Raw genomic sequence first — 21,442 nt, forward strand, 5'->3', positions numbered from 1 at the left:
GTGGTACCTGGTCGGTGACGGCCGCGGCCCTCGTTGAGGGAGCGCACACCATCACCGTTTCGATCAAGGATGTTGCCGGCAATACCGGTACGGCGACGCAGAGTCTGGCGCTTGATACGACGGCGCCATCGTTGGTCATTACCGGCGGCTCGTCGTTGACGACGGCTGATGGCACGCCGACGATTTCGGGTACGACGGATGCCCCGGTCGGTACGGCGGTCACTGTGGCGGTTGGCGGCCAAACGATGACGACAAATGTTGTTACGGGTGGTACCTGGTCGGTGACGGCCGCGGCCCTCATCGAGGGAGCGCACACCATCATCGTCTCAGTCACGGATCTGGCGGGTAACAGTGGCAGCTCCACGCAGGCCTTGACTCACGATGCTGAGGCACCGACCGTGGTCTTTGCGGGTGGGACAACGCTGACGACACGCGATCGAACTCCGACTATTTCCGGCACGACCAACGCGGCAGATGGCAGCGTCGTTTCTGTGCTGATCGACGGCACCACGGTGTCATCGACAGTGACGGCTGGTGCCTGGTCGCTACTCGCGGTCGACCTCGGTACCGATGGTGTCTACGCGGCCGTCGTCACCATCACTGTCGACGGCGTTGCCGGCACGGGGAGTCAGGCCATCACTCTGGACACGACGCCGCCGTCGCTGGTCATTTCCGGTGGTTCGTCGCGGACGACCGCTGATGGCACGCCGACCATTTCGGGTACGACGGATGCCCCGGTCGGTACGGCGGTCGCTGTGCTCGTTGCGGGCCAAACGCTGGCGACCACGGTTGTTGCCGGTGGTACTTGGTCGGTCACGGCCGCGGCCCTCGTCGAGGGCGAGAATGCCATCACCGTTTCAATCACGGATGTTGCCGGTAATACCGGCACGGCGACCCAGACCATCACCTTGGACACCACGAGTCCCTCGCTGGCCATAGTCGCGGGTTCCACGCTGATCAACGACGCCACCCCGACCATCTCGGGCACAACGGATGTGGCCGACGGCACCGTTGTCACCGTCACCGTGGCCAACCAGACTTTGTCCGCCACCGTTATCGACGGCGCGTGGTCGGTCACCGCCGGCGCACTCAGCGACGGTATTCACCGAGTTTCCGCTGTGGTCACTGACCCGGCGGGTAACAGCGAAACCGTGACACAGACGTATACGCTCGACACCCTCGCGCCCCTCCTGTCCATTTCTGGTGGGTCCGCACGCACCAGCGTCGATACGACACCGACCATTTCGGGCACGTCCGATGCACCCGTCGGCACCGCGGTATCCGTTCGGGTAGGGACCCAGACACTCACCGCCACAGTCATTGCGGGCGGCACGTGGTCGGTGACCGCCCGGGCGCTCGCCGAGGGCGGTCACACCATGACGGCGTCGATCACGGATGCCGCCGGTAACAGGGGTATCGCAACTCAGGTTTACAGCGTGGTCGCGGCCCCCGATGTCACTGTCACCGGGGGCGCGGCGGCAGCATCCAACAATTCAGCCCCGAACTTCGTCGGTACCTCGACGGCTGCGGCCGGGTCGGTTGTGACCGTAACGATCGGCGGCCAGGTTCTCACCACGACCGTGACGGCTGCCGGAACCTGGTCGGTCGAATCGGCCGAGATCTCCACCGACGGCGACTACACCGTCGCGGTAACCGTTGTGGACCGCGCAACGAACATCCCCGCAACGTCAGCCCAGGTCTTAACTGTCGACACGACCGCGCCCACTGTAGCCGTGACCGTGGCTCCGACGGGTCGAACGCGCGACACCACGCCGACACTGTCGGGAACGACGGATGCCCCGATCGGCGCGACAGTGTCAGTCACGGTGGCCGGACAGGTGTTGACCGCAACGGTGCAGGTCGGTGGCATCTGGACGGTTGAGCCCGCAGCGCTTGCCGACGGAAACGTCGACCTCGTCGTAACGGCCGAAGACACACATGGAAATGCGCGCTCGGTTAGCCAGAGATTCGTGGTGGCCACCACGCCGCCGACCAATACCACTCTCGAACAAACCGTTACGGAGGGTGCACGTGAGTCGCTGGCTGTCACCGGAGCCGATTTTGATCCCGGGGAGTCCGTTCAGATCTGGATCCACTCCACACCCGTGCTGCTGTCAACCGTCACAGCTAATGCAAACGGCGCCATCGTGACCAGCGTCATCGTCCCCGCGGCGACAGCGGCCGGCCGGCACCACATCGTGATGATCGGCGTGACTTCCTCGACTGCGCAACTGGCGTCGGAGACGATCTCTGTCATCAACTCAGGCACCGGTGCCGGCACCAGGATCGGCGCCGGCACCGGCAGCGTCAGGATTGCAGAGGGCTCCCCGGAAACGAGCGAACTCGCCCGCACCGGAATTGACGCGACACCGGTCGGCGGCGCTGCACTGCTGCTGTTTCTCGCCGGTGTCCTCCTGCTGATCCTGCGGCTCCGGACCCGGAATATCCCCCGTCACATCAGTCAGTAAGCAAACTGCGCACCCGGGCTCTTCCGACCGGGTGCGAGCGAGGCCGCCGCACTGATAGAATTCTGCAAGCGAAGGGGAGTATCCCTCTGGGCCCAATCGGGTTCTATGTCGCGATCGTCAATACGGGCCGCGCTGGCGGGGCCCCGGTCGCGGTGGTATCGATTGGTTCCGTTTGGACGCTATCGGTGCGGGAGAGACTTTCGGGTTCTGCTATACCCGACCCCCTCATTTTTGAAAGGCCCCCGTGGAACTCGCCCTGCCTCTTTGGTTCGAAGCTGGATCTTTGGTCGTTTTGACCCTTATTCTGGTCGCCGACCTGCTCATCGTCTATAAGCGCCCGCACGTTCCGAGCATGCGCGAGGCCGGACTCTGGGTGGCGTTCTACGTTGGGCTCGCGCTCATTTTCGCCCTCTTGATGCTGGTTCTCGGTGACGCTGAACATGCCGGTCAATTTCTCGCGGGCTGGCTGACCGAGTACAGCCTGTCAATCGATAACCTGTTTGTCTTCGTCATCATCATGGCCCGGTTCTCCGTGCCGCGAAAATACCAGCAGGAAGTGCTGATGGTGGGTATCATCATCGCTCTCGTGCTGCGCGGTATCTTCATTCTGCTCGGCGCCCAACTGATCGAAAGCTACGCCTGGATCTTCTACATCTTCGGCGCGTTCCTGTTCTATACCGCCGTGAAGCAGGCGTTCTCCTCTGAGGCAGAAACGGAAGAAAAAGAGAACGGCGTCATCCGTCTGCTCCGCCGCCGCATTCGAATCTCGTCAAAATTCGATGGCTCCAAGGTGCGCACGCTGGTCGACGGCAAGAAGATCTTCACGCCGATGCTGATCGTGTTCATCGCGATCGGCACCACCGACCTCATCTTCGCCCTCGATTCCATTCCAGCGATCTTCGGCATCACGACGAGTCCCTTCATCGTGTTCACGGCCAATATCTTCGCCCTCATGGGCCTGCGCCAGTTGTACTTTCTACTCGGCGGACTGCTCGAACGTCTTGAATACCTCAAGTACGGCATCGCGGTCATTCTCGGCTTCATCGGCGTCAAGCTCGTGCTGCACGCGATGCACACCAACGAAGTCCCCTTCATCAATGGTGGAGATCCCATGCTCTGGGCACCCGAGATCGGCACCTGGACCTCGCTTGGCGTAATCATCGGCAGTATGGCCGTGGCTACAGTGGCGAGCCTGATCAAGGCTGGTCACGATGCCAAAAAGCGTGGCCACACGCTGGCCGAAGAGATTTCGGTAAACGTCAACGAATGACAGATCGAGGCCGGGCGTCGGCGAGCGGGGAGCTCTCATGACTCTGCAACAGCAGAGCAGGATTGAACTTTCCACCGCTGTCGCCCGCCTCTCTTTCAGCGTGCGCACCGATGTCGGCAGCGTGCGCAAGATCAACGAGGATAGCGTTTTCGCGCAGTCCCCAGTGTTCCTCGTAGCCGACGGCATGGGCGGCCACGCCCAGGGTGAGGTCGCCAGCCAGACGGTACTTCGGGTGTTCGACGAGCACATCGCGCGCGATCTGCCCTCGACGCCGGAGCGCATCCTCGATGCCATCCACTCGTCGAACGACGCCGTACGCGATCTGAGCGGAGCCGATGACTACGGCACCGCAGTGTCGGGAACCACCCTCGCCGGCATCGCCTTCGTCGACGCCGGCGATTCCGGCGGCTACCACTGGATGGCCTTCAACGTCGGCGATTCCCGCGTCTACACCTGGACCGACGGTGTTTTGGCCCAGTTGTCCGTTGACCATTCCGCAGTACAGGAGATGGTCGACGCTGGCCTGATTTCGGTCGACGACGCCGAGAAACATCCAGAGCGCAACGTCATCACCCGAGCGATCGGCGCCGACGAGTTTGTCGATGCCGACGTCTGGCTGCTGCCGGCCCTGGCCCACCAGTCCTTTTTGATCTGCTCCGACGGGCTGACCAAAGAACTCGACGACGCGGCGATCGCGGGGGTCTTGGCCATGGACATCCGCCTGGATGCCGCGGGGCGCAGCGTCGCCGACATTCTCGTTGACCAAGCCATCGAGCATGGAGGCCACGACAACGTGAGTGTCGTCTACCTGGAGTCGGCGTTCGACTGAACGTCCGAGCAAGCATTCGCGAGCCGAGTGACTGGGCGAGGTGTTACCCTGAAGCCATGGTGCTGAGCCGACTTCTTCTGTGCCGCGACGAGTCCCTGTCCTGAGGCCTCCCTCGTCGCGGCGTTCAGCGTGGCTGCCATCGATTCGTGAGGAAGACGCTCAAAATGACCAACGTAATACCCACTTCGCAAAAACGCTCCGGCATTGGCCTTCGTACCCTCGCCGAGAAAGTCTGGGATAAGCACCTCGTCACCAAGGGCGAGAACGGCACGCCCGACCTGATCTATATTGACCTGCACCTATTGCACGAGGTCACCAGCCCTCAGGCCTTCGACGGTCTGCGCCTGGCCAATCGCCCGCTCCGCCGTCCTGATCTGACCATCGCGACTGAAGACCACAACACGCCGACGCTGGCTATCGACAAGCCCATCGTTGACCTGACTAGCCGCACCCAGATCGAGACCCTGCGTCGCAACTGCGCCGAATACGGCGTGCGTCTGCACTCTCTCGGTGACATCGAGCAGGGCATTGTGCACGTCGTCGGCCCGCAGCTCGGCCTGACCCAGCCCGGCATCACCGTGGTCTGCGGCGACTCACACACCTCTACCCACGGCGCTTTCGGGGCCATGGCGCTCGGCATCGGCACGAGCGAGGTCGAGCACGTCATGGCCACCCAGACGCTGCCGCTGAACCCGTTCAAGACCATGGCCATCACGGTCAATGGTGCCCTGCGCACGGGAGTCACCGCGAAGGACATCATCCTTGCCGTGATCGCCAAAATTGGCACCGGCGGGGGAGCCGGCTACGTGCTCGAATATCGTGGTGAGGCCATTCGCGCTCTCTCCATGGAGGGGCGCATGACCATCTGCAACATGTCGATCGAGGCTGGCGCCCGCGCCGGCATGGTCGCACCCGACCAGGTCACCTACGACTATCTTAAAGGCCGTGCTCACGCGCCCCGCGGCGCCGACTGGGATGCTGCCGTCGCCTACTGGCAGACGCTGGCCACGGATGAGGGCGCGAGCTACGACGCCGAGGTCATTATTGACGCTAACGAGCTCGAACCGTTCGTCACCTGGGGCACCAACCCCGGCCAGGGCGTGTCCCTGAGCGGATCCGTTCCGAACCCCAACGAGATCGTCGACGCCAACGAGCGCTCGGCGGCCGAGCGGGCCCTGGAATATATGGATCTCGCGGCCGGCACTCCGATGAAGGACATTCGGGTCGATACCGTCTTCCTCGGCTCCTGCACCAACAGCCGGGTCGAAGACCTGCGCGCCGCCGCTGAAATCATCAAGGGCAAAACCAAGGCCGAGGGACTGCGCATGATGGTCGTACCCGGCTCCGCGCGAGTGCGCATCGAGGCCGAAGCCGAGGGGCTCGATAAAATTTTCCTCGATTTCGGTGCCGAATGGCGGTTCGCCGGCTGTTCGATGTGCCTCGGTATGAACCCCGACCAGCTCGAACCTGGCGAACGCTGCGCCTCGACCAGCAACCGCAACTTTGAAGGACGTCAGGGCAAAGGCGGACGCACGCACTTGGTGTCGCCGCTCGTCGCGGCCGCCACGGCCATTCGCGGCACGCTCTCGAGTCCGTGGGACCTCGACCAGGCTGGAGATCAGTAACCATGCAGAAATTCACGACCGTCACCGGCATCGCGGTGCCGCTGCGCCGTTCCAACGTCGATACCGACCAGATTATCCCCGCCGTGCATCTCAAGCGCGTCACGCGCACCGGCTTTGAAGACGCGTTGTTCGCGGCCTGGCGCCTCGACCCGGACTTCGTCATCAATAAGAAGGAGTACCAGGGCGGGCGCGTGCTCATCGCTGGGGCCGACTTCGGAATCGGTTCCTCGCGTGAACACGCGGTCTGGGCCCTGCGCGACTACGGGTTCGACGTGGTGCTCAGCCCCCGATTCGGTGACATCTTTCGCGGCAACTCCGGCAAGCAGGGGCTGCTCGCCGGCCAGATCAGTGAAGCGGATGCCGAAACCCTGTGGAACCTGATCGAGAGCGACCCTGGCATTGAGTTGACCGTGGATCTGGTGAGTAAAACCGCGCGTGTCGGCGATCTGACCGTGAATTTTGAGATCGATGATTACACTAGATGGCGGCTGCTCGAAGGTCTTGATGACATCGGGCTGACGCTACGGAACGAAGCGCGCATCAGCGAATTCGAAACGACGCGAGAGTCGTGGTTGCCCCAAACCCTTCCCGCGCAGTCCCCGGAATCAATCTCAACGCGTTAATTTGTATGGCACCAATTTGCACGAGGACAGGTAATTTGTGAGCACTCTCAGCGAAACCCGGCGTGATCAAGAGGCGAAGAAATTGAACAACGCGAGGCTCAACGACGACGCGAACGAGCGGGGGAGTGCTCAGAACCACGGGGCCTCCGTTGGCCTCACCGCCGACAAGATCACCATCCGCGGCGGTATTCCGCTGGTCGGCCGGATCGAGGTGAAGGGGGCGAAGAACCTCGTCACCAAGGCCATGGTCGCCGCTCTGCTCGGGGAAACCCCGAGCGTGCTCAAGGACGTTCCGAACATCAGTGATGTTCGGATCGTTCGGGGGCTGCTCGAGGTGCACGGCGTCAAGGTGACCGAGGGCGCCGAACCCGGCGACCTCATCCTCGACCCGGTCGACGTGGAGAGCGCGCACTTCGCCGCGATCGACGCTCATGCCGGCTCGAGCCGGATCCCGATCCTGTTCTGCGGGCCGCTGCTGCATCGACTCGGCGAGGCGTTCATCCCCGACCTCGGCGGTTGCCGAATCGGCGACCGCCCGATCGATTTTCACCTCGAAGTGCTGCGCAAGTTTGGTGCCGTCGTCGAGAAGCAGCCGAACGGCATCCGTATGTCGGCTCCGAACGGTCTTAGGGGCGCCAAGCTCGAGCTTCCGTACCCGAGCGTGGGGGCGACCGAACAGGTGCTGCTCACCGCGGTGCGTGCTGACGGCCTCACCGAGCTCAAGGGCGCGGCGATCGAGCCCGAGATCATGGATCTCATCAACATTTTGCAGAAAATGGGAGCGATCATCACGGTCGATACCGACCGAGTGATCCGCATCGAGGGCGTCGAACGCCTGGTGGGTTACAACCACCGCGCCCTGTTCGACCGCAACGAGGCCGCCAGCTGGGCTGCCGCGGCCCTCGCAACCGACGGCGACATCTTCGTCGGTGGAGCCCGGCAGCCCGAGATGATCACCTTTCTCAACGTCTTCCGCAAGGTCGGTGGCGCGTTCGATATCTGTGACGACGGCATCCGCTTCTATCACCCCGGTGGCGACCTCAAGCCCGTCATCATCGAAACAGGCGTTCACCCCGGCTTCATGACGGACTGGCAGCAGCCGCTCGTCATCGCGCTGACCAAGGCACACGGCACGTCGATCGTGCACGAGACGGTCTACGAACAGCGGTTCGGCTTCGTCGATGCGCTGGTGGAAATGGGCGCGACCATTCAGATTCACAAGGAATGCCTCGGTGGCCACACGTGCCGGTTCGGGCAGCGCAACTTCAACCACTCGGCCGTCATCACCGGCCCGACGAAGCTGCACGGCGCCGACATCGTCGTGCCCGACCTGCGCGGCGGCTTCAGCCACCTGATCGCCGCGCTCTCGGCCGAGGGCACCTCAACGGTCAGCAACGTGGGTATCATCAGCCGGGGCTACGAGAACTTCATCGGCAAGCTGCGGCTTTTGGGGGCGGACTTCGATCTCGAAGGATAATAGGCGCGTGCCTGAAAATGAAGACGTGCCAGCAGCCCCCGAGTCGCCGACCCGAATCCGTTCGGAGAAGAGCCGGCCTTCGGCGTTCTGGATTCTCGCCGGGCTGATCCTGCCGGTGATGAACCTTGCGGCCCGATACGAGATTATCGACGCCCACAAGTTTCCGCGCAGCGGTGCGTTCGTCTTCTCGCCGAACCACTACAGCGAGATCGATCCAGTGGTCATGGGCGTCGTGGCCTGGAAGCTGGGGCGGCTGCCGCGGTTTCTGGCGAAGGCATCCGTTTTCAGTATTCCGGTCCTCGGCTGGGTGCTGGCCAAATCGGGCCAGATTCCGGTGCAGCGCGGCGGATCGGTGCGCGGAAGCCAGCCGGTCAAGGCCGCCCAACGTCTGGTTGAAAAAGGCCAGATCGTGGTCGTCTACCCGGAAGGTTCGCTCACCCGTGACCCTGACCTGTGGCCGATGCGCGGCAAGACCGGAGCCGTGCGTATCGCGCTCGAGCAGGGCATTCCGATCGTGCCAGCCGCCCACTGGGGCACCCAGAAGCTGATGCCACGGTATTCCAAGAAGATCAGCCTGTTTCCGCGCAAAACCATCCGGGTGAAAATCGGTGACCCGCTCGACCTCGCCCAGTTTCGCGGGCGCAGCCTCGACACCGCGACACTCAACGAGGCGACCGCCGTCGTGATGGTTGCCATCACGGCGCTGCTCGAAGATCTGCGCGGCGAGAAGGCCCCGACCAAGCGCTGGAACCCGTCGGAGCACAATCAGAAGGAGACCGGTCGTTTTGAAGCCTAGAACCCCCCAGCAGCCCAAGATTCAACCAGGCACTCGGGTGGCGGTTCTCGGGGCGGGAAGTTGGGGAACTACCTTCGCCAAAATTCTGACGGATGGCGGTGCCGACGTCGTTCTGTGGGCTCGCCGCCCCGAGTTGGCCCGCGAAATCTCCGAAGCCCGCCGCAACAGCGACTACCTGCCCGGCGTGAACCTGCCGGTGGGCCTACGCGCCACGAGCCGTCTGGACCTCGCCCTGGCCGGCGCCGAAATGGTCTTCGTCTCGGTGCCGAGCCAGTCCCTGCGCGAGAACCTCACGCAGGTCGAACCGTACCTGGCCGCGAACGCGATCGTCATCTCGCTGATGAAGGGCGTCGAGCGTTCCACCGGCATGCGCATGAGCACGGTAATCGAAGAGGTGCTGCGCATCGGCCCCGATCGCATAGCGGCGATCAGTGGGCCGAACCTCGCGCTCGAAATCGCCAAGGAACAGCCCACCGGCGCCGTAGTCTCGTCTGCGAGCCTTGAAACCGCGCAGGCCGTTGCCAAACTGGCCACCAACCGCTACTTTCGCTCGTACATCAACACCGATGTCATCGGCACCGAGTTCGGCGGTGTCCTGAAGAACCTCATCGCGGTGGCCATCGGAATCGTCGACGGCGTCGGTTACGGCGAAAACACCAAGGCGTCGATCATCACGCGCGGCCTGGTGGAAATGACGGACTTCGCTGTGGCCTATGGAGCCCAGGCTGAGACGCTGGCCGGCTTGGCCGGCCTCGGTGACCTGATTGCCACCTGCCAGTCGCCGCTGTCTCGCAACAACACGGCCGGGCGGCTGCTCGGCCAGGGCTACAGCATCAATGACGTCGTCAAGCAGATGCAGCAGACCACCGAGGGCCTCGCCTCGGTGAAGCCCGTTCTCGAGCTTGCCCGCGCCAAGGGCGTCGATATGCCCATCGTGGAGCAGGTACGCCAGGTGCTCGACGGCACACTCAACCCCCGCGACATTGCGCCGCACCTCACAACTGACTCCGGCGAACCGCAGGGCGAAAGGACACTTGACGATGGACAAGCTCACGGTGGTGCTTCTCTTTGGAGGGCGTTCCAGCGAACACTCGATCAGCTGCGCCACGGCGGGCGGGGTGCTGGCAGCCCTCGACCCTGAGCGATACCACGTCCTTCCCGTTGGAATCACCCGCGACGGTGCGTTCGTTCTCGAAGACAACGACCCGGCCAAGTTCGCCCTGAACGCTCAGGCCCTGCCCGTTGTCGCCGACAACGGCACTCGGGTGCGCTGGCCGCAGAGCGCGTCGAGCCGGGAACTGACTGTCGTCGACGCTTCCGGTGAGCGTTCCCTTGGCCCCGTCGACCTTGTATTCCCGATTTTGCATGGACCGTTCGGCGAGGACGGTACCATCCAGGGCATGCTCGATCTGCTCGGCCTGCCGTATGTCGGGTCTGGGGTGCTCGCATCCGCTTTGGGTATGGACAAGCACTTCGCTAAGACCGTTTTTCAGCAGGCGGCCCTGCCGGTGGCGCCGTGGCGTACCCTCACAGCGGATGACTGGGCGCAGGCGCCAGGAATGGGCTACGCGGCCCTCGAACAGCTCGGCCTGCCCGCCTTCGTGAAGCCCGCGCGCGCCGGCTCGAGCGTCGGAGTCAGCAAGGTGTCAACGCCGGAGCAACTGGCCGAAGCCATGACGGTGGGGCTCGCCGAAGACAACAAGGTGCTGATCGAATCCGGGCTCCTGGGGCGGGAACTCGAGATCGCCGTGCTGCAGGGACGTCCGGGAGAGCCGACCCGCGCCTCCGTGGCCGGCGAGGTCGTCGTGACCGGCCGCGACTTCTACGACTTCGCCGCGAAATACCTGGACGCGCCCGGTGTCGACCTGGTCTGCCCTGCTCCGCTGGCCGCTGAGGAACTGGCCGAGGTGCAATTACTGGCGATCGCCGCGTTCGAAGCCATCGGCGGCGCGGGACTGGCCCGGGTGGACTTCTTTCTCACGGCAACCGGCTGGGTGATCAACGAGATCAACACCATGCCCGGATTTACGAGCATCTCCATGTTCCCGAGCTGCTGGCTGGCCAGCGGGTACACCTACCCCGAGCTGATCGACGAACTCATCGCGGTGGCCATCGCCCACGCCCGCCACGGTTCCTAAACGCCCGCCGGCCACGCGTCGCGGCACGACTGCACCGCCCCGCCGAGCTCCGCGGGCAGTACGCCAATGCCCGGGATCTTCGCCAATGCGCTGGAATTCGAGTCTGGCTAGAACTGCAGCGCAACGAGTGTCGCTCGACCTGCGCCAGTGCGCCGGAGTTCCGCCTCGCGCGCAGCGGCGCAGCTCCCGCGTAGCGCGAAGTGGAGGCGACCGACCCGCTGCAGCGCTCGGAGCAGAGCCATCCCGCCGTCGTATTTAGCCGCCGTGCACTCAGGCCGATCGGCCAGCGCGGGCCGATCGGCGGAACACGCTCGGAGTTCCCTATGGCGCGGTTGTAGCCCCGTCGGTAGGCAGCTGCACGTCTTCGGCGCCGACACAGGCACCGGTCGCCGGAACATACCCGACCGCATTGGCCACGTCGACGAGCGCCGTTGAGCCGCTCACCGCTTCGGAGTCGATGACGACCTCGATGGCCGGGTCGCGCCCGTAGGTCGTGTAGCGGTAGGTCGGGGCGTCAGAGTCATCTTCGATCCAGTCGATGCCATTGATGTTCAGGCAGGGCAGGGTCGTGGGCGTCGGCACCGGAACGCCGCAGTGCAGCAGCACGGCCGCCGGGTCGCCCCAGGCACCTGTTGCCTGGGCATTCGTCTCCCGCGAGTACTCGTCGGCGACGGTCGACGGCAGGTGCACGATCACGTCGGCGCAGGCCACATTGGTGGCATCGGCGGCCGGGGTCAGCGGCACGGCGGCGGCGCAGCCCGCCAGCAGCAGTGAGCTCGCGAGCACGGTGGCGACGGCGATAAAACGACGGGGAGCGAAGCGCAGGAGCAGGAATGGGTGAGACATCGTATTCAGGTTACCGTTTCTTACATGACCACTGCTGCGGATGCCCCGCGTTCAGCCCCGCCTACCGCCGCCGTCGAAACTCTCGCCGACCTGAGCGAAGGCGCCGTACTCGGCCGAATCTTTCCTCGGCTGCCGACCGCGGCGGCGCAGCTTCTTGGCCCCGGCGACGATGCGGCGGTTATCGCATCGCCCGACGGACGGTTCGTGGTGACGACCGACATGATGATTCAGGGGCCGGACTTTCGCCTGGCCTGGTCGACACCGCATGATCTCGGCTGGAAAGCCGCCGCCACCAACCTCTCCGACGTGGCGGCAATGGGTGCCCGCCCGACCGCCCTCGTCGTAGCGATTGCCGCACCGCCGTCGACGCCCGTCTCGGTGCTCGAGGGCATCGCCGACGGGCTGCGGGACTGCTGCGAGGCTCTCGCACCCGGCTGCGGGGTGGTTGGCGGCGACCTCTCCGCTTCAGACGCCCTCACGCTGGCTGTGACGGCGTTCGGCGATCTGGAGGGACGTGAGCCCGTATTGCGCTCGGGAGCGCGCCCCGGCGACGTTGTGGCGCTCTCCGGGCGGCTCGGCGACGCCGGTCGTGGTCTCGAGCTGCTGTTTCGCCTGGGGGTCGACGCCGATGGAATACCCAACCTTGGCCGCGCCAATGCCCTCAAGGTCTCGCACCCCACCGAGGTGGCCGCCCAGCTCACCCCGGTGCCGCCGATAGCGAGCGGACCGAGTGCAGCCCTCGCTGGCGCGACGGCCATGCTCGATGTCTCCGACGGGCTCGCCATCGACGCCGGACGCATAGCGCGGGCCAGCGGCGTGGGCATCGATTTCGACTCCGCGAGCCTCGGAGACCGCATTGAGGTTGCACTCGGCGGCGGCGAAGACCACGGCCTGCTGGCGACTTTCCCGCCGGACGCCGTTCTGCCGACGGGGTTTCGGCGCCTCGGAACGGTTGTGGCGGCATCCGCTGTGAATGTCGGCACGATCACCGTGGACGGCGTCGCGCACGACCAGGGCGGCTGGGACCCCTATCGCGGCTGGGACGGTGCGGCGGGCTAATTCAGTTCGGGTGGTGAGGCGTACCAGACGGTCGTGTCGCCGTAGTCCTTGCGACGATCGAGCTCGAGCCCGGTGCCCCAGTGCGGTTCGGGCGAGCGGGAGCTGCGCTCCAGCACCACGAGCGCCTCATCGGCCAGCAGCGGGGCGAGCGCACTCAAATTGTGTCCCAGCTCAACCTCAGTGAGGTCATACGGAGGGTCGATGAAGACGACGTCGAAGCCGTCTTTGGTCGCCGCCAGGAACGACTGCACCGCCTGCGACGACACCGCAATCTTCAGCTCCGTACCCTTTGGCGCTGAGCGCTGCACCGCCTCGCCGTTCTTGCGGCACAGGGCCGCTGCGCCGTAACTGTTCTCGACCAGTGTCACCACTCGCGCTCCGCGGCTCGCCGCTTCGAGTCCCAGGGCGCCCGATCCGGCATACAGGTCGAGAACGCGCATGCCGTGCAGCGCGTCGCGCGAGTCGAGTGCCGAGAAGATGGCCTCGCGCACCCGGTCGCTGGTCGGTCGGGTTCCCGATTTCGGAACCGCCAAAGTCAAGGAGCCGGCAAACCCGGAAATAATTCGCGTCATAACCCATCGAGCCTAGCTGCCCTGTCAGAGGCTCGGTTTACGATGAAACCATGACCGGTTCGAGCGCTGCCAATGGCCCTGAATTCGACGGTGTTGCTCTGCCGGTGCCTCAGCTCGCCCCGCTCACGCTCGATACGCCCCTGAAGATTGCTCTGGGTGCCACCCACGCCACCGCCCTGCTCAAAGCCTTCGGTTTTCAGACCGTCAGCGACCTGCTCAGCCACTATCCGCGCGACTACGCCGACCGCGAAGTGCTCCGGCCGCTGAACCAACTAACTCCCGGCGCCAACATCACGGTCATCGCCGACATTATTTCGGCGCACGAGAAGCGCATGGCGTCGCGGCGCGGCACGATCGTCGAGGTGGTGATTTCCGACGGTGGAGGCGAGTTCATCCTCACCTTCTTCGGCAAGAACAGCCAGCAATGGCGCCTCGATCAGTTACGCCCGGGGCTGCGTGGCAGTTTTTCCGGCAAAGTGTCGAAGTACCAGAACCGTAGTCAACTCGCCAACCCGTCCTACAAGACCTTTGAAAGCGAAGAAGAAGAAGCGCGCGACGACCCGACCGTGCGACTTCGCCAGAAACCGCTCATTCCGATTTACGCGGCAACGGCCGCGGAGACCAGCTGGAGCCTGCAGACCATGATCGACCAGGTGCTGCGACGCCTGGGCCACCTGCCAGACCCGGTACCGCAGGACATGCGGGTCGAGAACGGTCTGCTCGACCATACCCAGGCCATCCGCTGGATTCACAGCCCCGACAATCCAGAGCAATGGAAGGCCGCGCAAGAGACGCTGCGGTTCACCGAGGCCTGGGTGCTGCAGTGCGCCCTCATGCAGCGGCACAGTCTCGCGCGGGAGCGCCGTACCCAGCCGCGCGTGCCAACACCCGGCGGGTATCTCGAACGCTTTGATGCGGCATTGCCATTCGTGCTCACGGTCGACCAGGAGATCTGCGCGGTCGAGATCGCCACCGACATGGCCAGGTCGGGCCCGATGAACCGGCTGCTGCAGGGCGAGGTCGGTTCGGGCAAGACCGTCGTGGCGCTGCGGGCCATGCTCGCGGTGGCCGACAGCGGCGGGCAGACGGCGCTGCTGGCCCCCACCGAGGTGCTGGCCGGGCAACACCTGCGGTCGATCACGGCCCTGCTCGGCCCCGACCTCGCAGCCGAACTCATGCCCACCCTGCTCACCGGCAAACTGCCGGTCGCGCAGAAGCGCAAGGCCCTGCTGCGCACCGTGTCGGGCCAATCGCGCATCGTGATCGGCACCCACGCCCTGCTCAGCGACACCGTGACCTTCTTCGACCTCGGCCTCATCGTCATCGATGAGCAACACCGGTTCGGCGTCGACCAACGGGAAACCCTGCGGCTGAAGGGGGCCGAACCGCCGCACGTTCTGGTCATGACGGCAACGCCGATACCGCGCACCATCGCCATGACGGTGTTCGGTGACCTCGACGTGAGCACCATTCGCATGTTGCCGGCCGGGCGCCAGGGCATCACCAGCATCGTCGTTCCGCTGGCCGATCACCCGACCTGGTTCCAACGCATCTGGACCAAGCTGGCCGAGGAACTCGCTCTCGGGCGCCAGGCCTTCGTCGTGTGCCCGGCCATTTCCCCGGTTGAGATCGAAGAAGGCTCAGAGGCCGAGACAGAAGTCTCAGAGGAAGACAAGAAGATGCCCCTCGCCAATGTGGAGACCGTGCACGAGAAGCTGCGCGAATTCGCCCCCTTGGCCGGATATCGTATCGAAGCCCTGCACGGACGCATGACGAGCGACGAGAAAGACCGCATCATGCGCGCGTTCGCTGCCGGTGAGATCGATGTTCTCGTGGCCACGACCGTGATTGAGGTCGGTGTCGACGTTCCGAATGCCTCGGCCATGGTCGTGCTCGACGCTGATCGCTTCGGTGTCTCTCAGCTGCACCAGTTGCGCGGTCGCGTGGGGCGAGGCGGTGTGGCGGGATTGTGTTTGCTGGTGACCAATTCCCGGCCCGGGTCGCCGGCTCGCCAGCGCATCGGTGATGTCGCGGCGACGCTCGATGGTTTCGTGCTCGCCGAACTCGACCTGGCCCTGCGCCGGGAGGGCAATGTGCTCGGCGACCTGCAATCCGGTGACGGCTCGAAACTGCGTTTTCTTCGGGTGGCCGTCGACGGCGACCTGATCGCACAGGTGCGGCAAGCGGCCTACCATCTGGTGACGGGCGATCCGGGCATCCGGACCAATGAAGCACTCCGCGATGCGATCGCGCGCCGCCTGAATGATTCCGAACGCAGCTGGCTCAACAAGGGCTGATTACGTCCAAGCAAAGCAGATGCACTGGGCAGCGTTCCGTCAGCGTCTGGCAGTAGGGTGTGATCATGCGCAGGATCGCCGTTGTCCCTGGATCATTTGACCCCGTCACCCTGGGCCACTTGGACGTGATCGATCGCGCGGCCGGCCTGTTCGACGAGCTCCATGTGCTTGTGGTGCATAACCCCGATAAATCGGCCCTGTTGCCGATCAGTCAGCGCGTGTCACTGCTGGAACAGGCCATCAAAGAAGCCGGGTTGCCGACCAACATCGTGGTCGCCAGCTGGAGTATGGGGCTGCTCGTTGATTACTGCATGGATGTCGGTGCGAGCGTTCTGGTGAAAGGCATCCGCTCGCAGGTCGACGTGGCCTATGAGACGCCCATGGCGATCGTCAATCGCAATCTGGCCGCGGTAGAAACGGTCTTTCTGCTGCCCGACCCGGCCAACGCCCACGTCTCGAGCTCCCTGGTACGCCAGGTTGCCGGTCTCGGCGGCGATGTCTCGCCCTACGTGCCGCGGGCCGTGGCGGAATATCTGGAGCGTTCGCGGGTATGAACCTCAAACCGACTCGCTCCTCCATCGATTCAAGCAGGGCGGAACTGGCGTCGGTTCCGTCGAATGACGCTGAGACAACCGTTGAGCTGAGCGACCTGCAAGAAGCCGGGCGCGGGATCATGCGCAATGTTGAGACGGTCATCGATGGCAAGCACGAGGCCGTGCAGATCGCCCTGACCGTTCTTTTGGCCGAAGGGCACCTCCTGATCGAGGACGTTCCCGGTGTCGGCAAGACCATGCTGGCCAAGGCTCTCGCCCGCTCCGTGGACTGCACGGTCGGACGAATTCAATTCACCCCCGACCTGCTGCCCTCCGATGTGACCGGGGTATCGGTGTTCAATCAGGCCGAGCGTCGGTTCGAGTTCAAACCGGGCCCGGTGTTCGCCAACATCGTCATCGGTGACGAGATCAACCGGGCGAGTCCGAAAACCCAGTCGGCCTTGCTGGAATCAATGGAGGAACGCCAGGTCACCGTCGACGGCGTCACGTACCCGCTCGCCCTGCCGTTCACCGTCATCGCCACCCAGAACCCGATCGAGATGGAGGGAACGTACGCTCTCCCGGAAGCGCAGCGGGACCGATTCATGGCCCGCATCTCCATGGGGTACCCCGACTCCGACTCTGAGCTCGCGATGCTCGACTCGCGCGACACGAACAGCCCGCTCGCACTGATCTCGGCCGTGGTGTCGGGGGAGACCCTGCGCGACATGATGCTCACGGCGCGAGGCGTCTTCGCCTCCGGTGCGGTCAAGGAGTACGCGGTCAACCTGGTGCGGGCCACCCGCGACGATCGCGACCTGCGCCTCGGCGCCAGCCCGCGAGCGACGCTGCAACTCATTCGTGCCGCGAAGGCCCAGGCGGCCTTGAACGGTCGGGACTACGTGCTGCCCGATGACATCGACTCGCTCGCCGTGGCCGTTCTCGGCCATCGGCTGGTTCCCACCAGTCGGGCGCTCGGTCACCACCACCAGGACAGCGGTCCGGTTATCGACGACATCGTGCGTCGAATCCTCGCCGACACGCCGGTGCCGGTCGGCGTCGCGGCATCCGCTCTGTCCCGATCGGTGCCGCTGGTGCGTGCCGTTGGATCTACCGGAGCGTCGTAGTCATGGCACGCGGGGTGGGAGATTCCGGGTCGGTCATTGCCGACTGGTACACGCGGCTGGCAGGCCGATTTGCCACGCGTCTCACGCTGCGCGGCTGGATTATTCTGGCGGCCGGAGTCGTGCTGTTCGCCAACGCGGTGCTGGTCAACAGCCGCGACATGCTGTTCGTCGCCAGCCTGATGGTCATGGCGCCGCTCGTGGCCGCCGGTTATGTTTCGCTTCGCCCGGCCCGGGTCGAGGTCACCCGGGTCTTTCGGCCGCCGATCGTGCCCGTCGGGGGTGAGACTGTGGTCTCGCTGCAGCTGCGCAACCTCTCGGCGACACCGCTTGGCGGTGCCTGGTGGGCTGACATCCCGTCGCCCGGTGTGGAGGCGCCGCCGGCGGCCATACTGCCTCTCGTGGGTCGGAACGGTGCGACCGGCGACAACGTGCGCCTTGAATACTCCGTCGTGCCGCGCCATCGCGGCGTGTACGACGTTGGCCCGCTCCGAGTGTCACGGCAGGACCCATTCGGCTTCGCGCAGAGCAATCGAAATGCCGGTTCGCCCCACGACCTGATCGTGACACCGCGAGTGACGCCGCTGCCGGGCAGCGGCCTCGCCCAGTCCAGCAACGACGGGTCGATCCGCGAGCTGGTGCGCCAGGCCACCCCCACCTCCGACGAACTCATCGCCCGCGAATACCGCCCTGGGGATGCCCTGCGTCGAGTGAACTGGCCGGCCACCGCCCGGCACGGCGAAATCATGGTGCGTCAGGAAGAGCAGCGCAGCAACCCGGAGGCCCGCATCCTGCTCGATACGACCCTGGCCGGCGCGGCGGGGCTCGGCGCTGGACATGTTCCGCCGCACCTCGTGGCCGCATTTGAACTCGAGATCGAGCTGGCGGCATCCGTTGGTGTGCACCTGCTCGACGCCGGTTACCGCGTCGAGGTGATCGAGCTGGGGGCCAGCCAGTTGCTGCCGGGCGACCAACAGACCTTGGGCGGGCTGCACGGCGACGTCCCCGCCACTTTTCGGGCACCCGGCGGTGATCGCGCACTGCTGGAAGCCCTGGCCAGTGTGGTTCCGGTTCCCTGGCCGACCCGCAGGGCTCGCCTGGCCGCAGAGCGCAGGGCACCGCTGCGTGCAGCTCTGCGGGGTGCGCAGCCATCGATTCCGACATTCGCGATGCTCGTGAGCGTGTCCGAAGCGGATGTCGACGACCTCGTTGCCCTCGCGCGTCACTGTGAGCCCGCCGTAGCATTGGTGCAACGCACGGTCGGGGCGCCGGCACGCGAACGCCTGCAGGCCGCCGGGTGGCGCTGTGTGGAGCTGGCCACGGCCGAGAACCTGGAAGACGTGTGGAACGACGTCAGCGGGGAGCGAGGAGCCAGCCATGACTAGCCTGGTCGCCCAGGAGGCCCCGGCCGCAGATCCCCGGCTACCGGCACGCCAGGTGAGCTCGCCTCTGGCCCCCCGCCCTCGGCGCGGCGGGCCAGCTGCCGCGCTCTGGCCGCTCAGCCTCAGCTTGCTGTTCCTGTTGCTCAGCTCCTGTGTGGCGCTCGCGCCCCTGCTGCGCGGCAACGCCTGGTGGTGGGTTTGTGCTGCGGTTGGATCCGCGGTGTTACTGAGCGCGGCGGTGTTTCGCCGGTTCGGGCTGCCGCGCCCGATCGTACCGGTGGCGAGCGGCGCGGTGCTGGTCGGCACGATGACGCTGCTGTTCGGCGCTGGAACCGGACTGTTCTGGATCATTCCGACGCCGCAAACCGTTGGCCTGTTCAGCGGGCTGATCGACGCCGGCGGGGCCTCGATCGCCCAGCAGAGCACGCCGGCCGAGGTGACCCTCGGCATCCTCTTTCTACTCGCCGGTGGCGCGGGACTGCTCGCGGTTCTCATGGATCTGCTCGCGGTGACGCTGCGCTGGCCCGCCCTCGGCACTGCTGGCGCACTCGTGCCGCTCCTCGTGCCGGGCTTCATCATCGACGACGGGACCGATGTCGCCGTGCTCGTGGTGACGGCTGCGGCTTTTCTGCTGGTGCTGCGGGTCGATGTGTCGGTGCGTCGTGCACGGGAAACAACGCGTCTGGCGGCCGGACCTCGTGCGCCGCGTGCGTACCGGCCAGAGCGGCCGCGCGGCCGCGGCCGGATCGGCGGCACATTCGTAGTGGGATCCCTGACCATCGTGGGCGCCCTGATTCTTAGCACGCTCGCTCCGGCCTTGACGTCCGGGGGACTCGTGACGGCAAGGCCCGGTGGTTTACTGTTCGGCAGTGGCGTGAGCCCCATGATCAATCTCGGGCAGGACCTGCGTCGGCCCAAGGCCGGACCGGCATTTCACTACACCTCGACCGGCACCCAGCAGCCCTATTTCACGCTTCTCACCCTCGATGAGGTCATCGGGTTGACCTGGACGGCACGCATCGACGGAGCAGATGTGCGCAATACCGTCGACGACATTCAGAGGCCATTCGGGCTCGACGCCAACGTGGAGACGGTGCCAGCGTCGACGTCGGTCGTCATCGAGGGTGTCAACAGCCACTGGCTGCCCGCACCGGCCCGCGCAACCAGCATCGATGGCCTCACGGGGCGTTGGTATTGGGACAGTCGTACCCGGGCGATCGCGAGCGTAACAGCGAACACCCTCGGCCAGGAGTACACGGTGTCGTCATTGGAGTTGAAACCCACCGCCGAGCAACTGCGGCGCTCCAGCACCGACTATCCGGCGAGCGTTCTGGGCAATCTGCAGCTGCCGGTCGATCCGCCGCCGATCATCGAGGAGACGGCGCGGCAGGTGACGGCGGAATCGACGTCGAACTATGACGCAGCCGTCGCCATTCAGAACTATTTACGTAGCAGCGCCTTCATCTACGACACCGAGGCGCCCGTTGAAGACGGCTACGACGGTGGGGGAGTGGACGTGATCGGAGTGTTCCTTCAGGAAAAGCGCGGCTACTGCGTGCACTTCGCCTCCACCATGGCCGCGATGGCCCGCACCCTCGGCATACCCTCCCGGGTGTCGCTCGGCTACCTGCCCGGCGTCAAATCCCAGGATCTCGAGCAGGGGCTCGGGCAGTACAACGTGGACTCGCATGACCTGCACGCCTGGCCGGAACTGTACTTCGTGGGAATCGGTTGGGTGAGATTCGAGCCGACGCCCGGCCGCGGTACCGTCCCCAGCTACGAGCAGGCAGTGGATACCGGCACGCCGACGACCACGCCCGGTGGAGCCGCATCCACGGGTGCTCCCGGGCTCAGCCCCGACCGGCTGGCCGACGATTCCGCCCTGGAACGTGGTACCACCCCGCAGAGCGTGGAGGCCAACAACCTGCTCGCCGTATTCGGGTTCAGCGCACTGGGGCTCATACTGCTCCTTCTGCCCGGGGTCGCCAGACGGATGCTCCGGCGCTCGCGGGTGCGGCGCATCCGTTCCGGAGGCGCTGGCGCTGGCCTTGCCTGGATCGAACTGCAGCACACCAGTCTCGATCACGGCATACCGACGCCGATCACCGACACTCCGCGAGCCTTCGCCGGCCGACTGGAGCGGCTCAGAACCCTCGACCCAGCGTCGACGGAAGCGCTCGAGCGGGTACTCCTCGCGTTGGAGCGGTCGCGGTTCGACCGGTCGCAGGTTTGGGCCGACACCCTCGCCGCCGACCTGACCCGGGTGCTGCGTGGGCTGCACGGGGGCGCGAGCGTCGGCATCCGTTGGCGGGCAACGTTTGCACCGACGTCGCTGTTCGCCAGTCTGGCTGCGGTGCTGCGCGGAGATCGTCGCGCCCACACGATCGCTCCCTGAACGGAACG

General features: G+C 65.2%; 17 protein-coding genes. 15 read left to right on the forward strand and 2 right to left on the reverse strand.

Translation table 11 applies throughout. The features are described 5' to 3' along the window. The 9 genes from CJ028_RS16840 to CJ028_RS16880 form a co-directional block, all read left to right on the forward strand. Positions 1-2,468: beta strand repeat-containing protein (locus CJ028_RS16840; RefSeq protein WP_105036382.1), on the forward strand; the 2,468-nt coding region annotated here is incomplete at its 5' end. A 244-nt stretch (positions 2,469-2,712) separates the two neighbouring features. After that, positions 2,713-3,738 (forward strand): TerC family protein, encoded by a 1,026-nt coding sequence (locus CJ028_RS16845; protein ID WP_105036383.1) that lies wholly within the window; start codon positions 2,713-2,715, stop codon positions 3,736-3,738. Positions 3,739-3,775: 37 nt separating this feature from the next. Next, entirely contained in the window at positions 3,776-4,567 is a 792-nt protein-coding gene (locus CJ028_RS16850; RefSeq protein WP_105036384.1) for a PP2C family protein-serine/threonine phosphatase, read from the forward strand. Between the two features lie 164 nt (positions 4,568-4,731). Further along, complete coding sequence (leuC, locus tag CJ028_RS16855; protein ID WP_205684080.1) at positions 4,732-6,192, forward strand: 3-isopropylmalate dehydratase large subunit; 1,461 nt, start codon at positions 4,732-4,734, stop codon at positions 6,190-6,192. Positions 6,193-6,194: 2 nt separating this feature from the next. Beyond that, entirely contained in the window at positions 6,195-6,815 is a 621-nt protein-coding gene (gene leuD / locus CJ028_RS16860; protein WP_105036385.1) for a 3-isopropylmalate dehydratase small subunit, read from the forward strand. A gap of 169 nt (positions 6,816-6,984) precedes the next feature. Next, the gene (gene murA / locus CJ028_RS16865; RefSeq protein ID WP_240607449.1) at positions 6,985-8,292 is read left to right on the forward strand and encodes a UDP-N-acetylglucosamine 1-carboxyvinyltransferase; all 1,308 of its coding nucleotides are present in this window, start codon (positions 6,985-6,987) and stop codon (positions 8,290-8,292) included. A 55-nt stretch (positions 8,293-8,347) separates the two neighbouring features. Next, positions 8,348-9,088: a lysophospholipid acyltransferase family protein gene (locus CJ028_RS16870; protein ID WP_240607451.1), complete on the forward strand. Its 741-nt coding sequence runs from the start codon at positions 8,348-8,350 to the stop codon at positions 9,086-9,088. Beyond that, the gene (locus tag CJ028_RS16875) at positions 9,078-10,229 is read left to right on the forward strand and encodes an NAD(P)H-dependent glycerol-3-phosphate dehydrogenase (protein WP_240607381.1); all 1,152 of its coding nucleotides are present in this window, start codon (positions 9,078-9,080) and stop codon (positions 10,227-10,229) included. The genes CJ028_RS16870 and CJ028_RS16875 overlap by 11 nt, the downstream gene beginning before the upstream one ends. Further along, positions 10,129-11,226 (forward strand): D-alanine--D-alanine ligase family protein, encoded by a 1,098-nt coding sequence (locus tag CJ028_RS16880; RefSeq protein WP_105036387.1) that lies wholly within the window; start codon positions 10,129-10,131, stop codon positions 11,224-11,226. Before CJ028_RS16875 ends, CJ028_RS16880 begins: the two co-directional genes overlap by 101 nt. Before the next feature lie 321 nt (positions 11,227-11,547). Here the strand turns inward: CJ028_RS16880 and CJ028_RS16885 are convergent, their stop codons facing one another. After that, on the reverse strand, positions 11,548-12,072 hold the full coding sequence (locus tag CJ028_RS16885; protein WP_105036388.1) for a DUF3515 family protein: 525 nt from the start codon (positions 12,070-12,072) through the stop codon (positions 11,548-11,550). A gap of 24 nt (positions 12,073-12,096) precedes the next feature. On the opposite strand from CJ028_RS16885, the gene thiL reads away from it, so the two are divergent. Next, positions 12,097-13,131, forward strand: coding sequence for a thiamine-phosphate kinase (gene thiL / locus CJ028_RS16890; RefSeq protein WP_105036389.1), 1,035 nt, complete (start codon positions 12,097-12,099; stop codon positions 13,129-13,131). Here thiL and rsmD read toward each other — a convergent pair. Beyond that, entirely contained in the window at positions 13,128-13,703 is a 576-nt protein-coding gene (rsmD, locus tag CJ028_RS16895; RefSeq protein ID WP_105036390.1) for a 16S rRNA (guanine(966)-N(2))-methyltransferase RsmD, read from the reverse strand. The genes thiL and rsmD overlap by 4 nt on opposite strands. 50 nt (positions 13,704-13,753) lie before the next feature. On the opposite strand from rsmD, the gene CJ028_RS16900 reads away from it, so the two are divergent. The 5 genes from CJ028_RS16900 to CJ028_RS16920 all read left to right on the forward strand — a co-directional run bounded on the left by CJ028_RS16900 (position 13,754) and on the right by CJ028_RS16920 (position 21,434). Further along, positions 13,754-16,000 (forward strand): ATP-dependent DNA helicase RecG, encoded by a 2,247-nt coding sequence (locus CJ028_RS16900; protein ID WP_105036391.1) that lies wholly within the window; start codon positions 13,754-13,756, stop codon positions 15,998-16,000. Positions 16,001-16,065: 65 nt separating this feature from the next. Then, a complete protein-coding gene (coaD, locus tag CJ028_RS16905; protein ID WP_092341312.1) occupies positions 16,066-16,554 on the forward strand; it encodes a pantetheine-phosphate adenylyltransferase in 489 nt (162 codons plus the stop codon). Beyond that, the gene (locus CJ028_RS16910) at positions 16,551-17,660 is read left to right on the forward strand and encodes an AAA family ATPase (protein ID WP_105036392.1); all 1,110 of its coding nucleotides are present in this window, start codon (positions 16,551-16,553) and stop codon (positions 17,658-17,660) included. The genes coaD and CJ028_RS16910 overlap by 4 nt, the downstream gene beginning before the upstream one ends. Positions 17,661-17,662: 2 nt before the next feature. Further along, positions 17,663-19,042 carry a DUF58 domain-containing protein gene (locus CJ028_RS16915; protein WP_105036393.1) on the forward strand — a complete coding sequence of 460 codons (1,380 nt, stop codon included), beginning with the start codon at positions 17,663-17,665 and terminating at the stop codon, positions 19,040-19,042. Further along, positions 19,035-21,434, forward strand: coding sequence for a transglutaminase TgpA family protein (locus CJ028_RS16920; protein WP_105036394.1), 2,400 nt, complete (start codon positions 19,035-19,037; stop codon positions 21,432-21,434). The genes CJ028_RS16915 and CJ028_RS16920 overlap by 8 nt, the downstream gene beginning before the upstream one ends. The last annotated feature ends 8 nt before the right edge of the window (positions 21,435-21,442 follow it).

Origin of the sequence: Cryobacterium aureum (genome assembly GCF_002954245.1) — a bacterium.
Taxonomy (GTDB): Bacteria; Actinomycetota; Actinomycetes; order Actinomycetales; family Microbacteriaceae; genus Cryobacterium; species Cryobacterium aureum.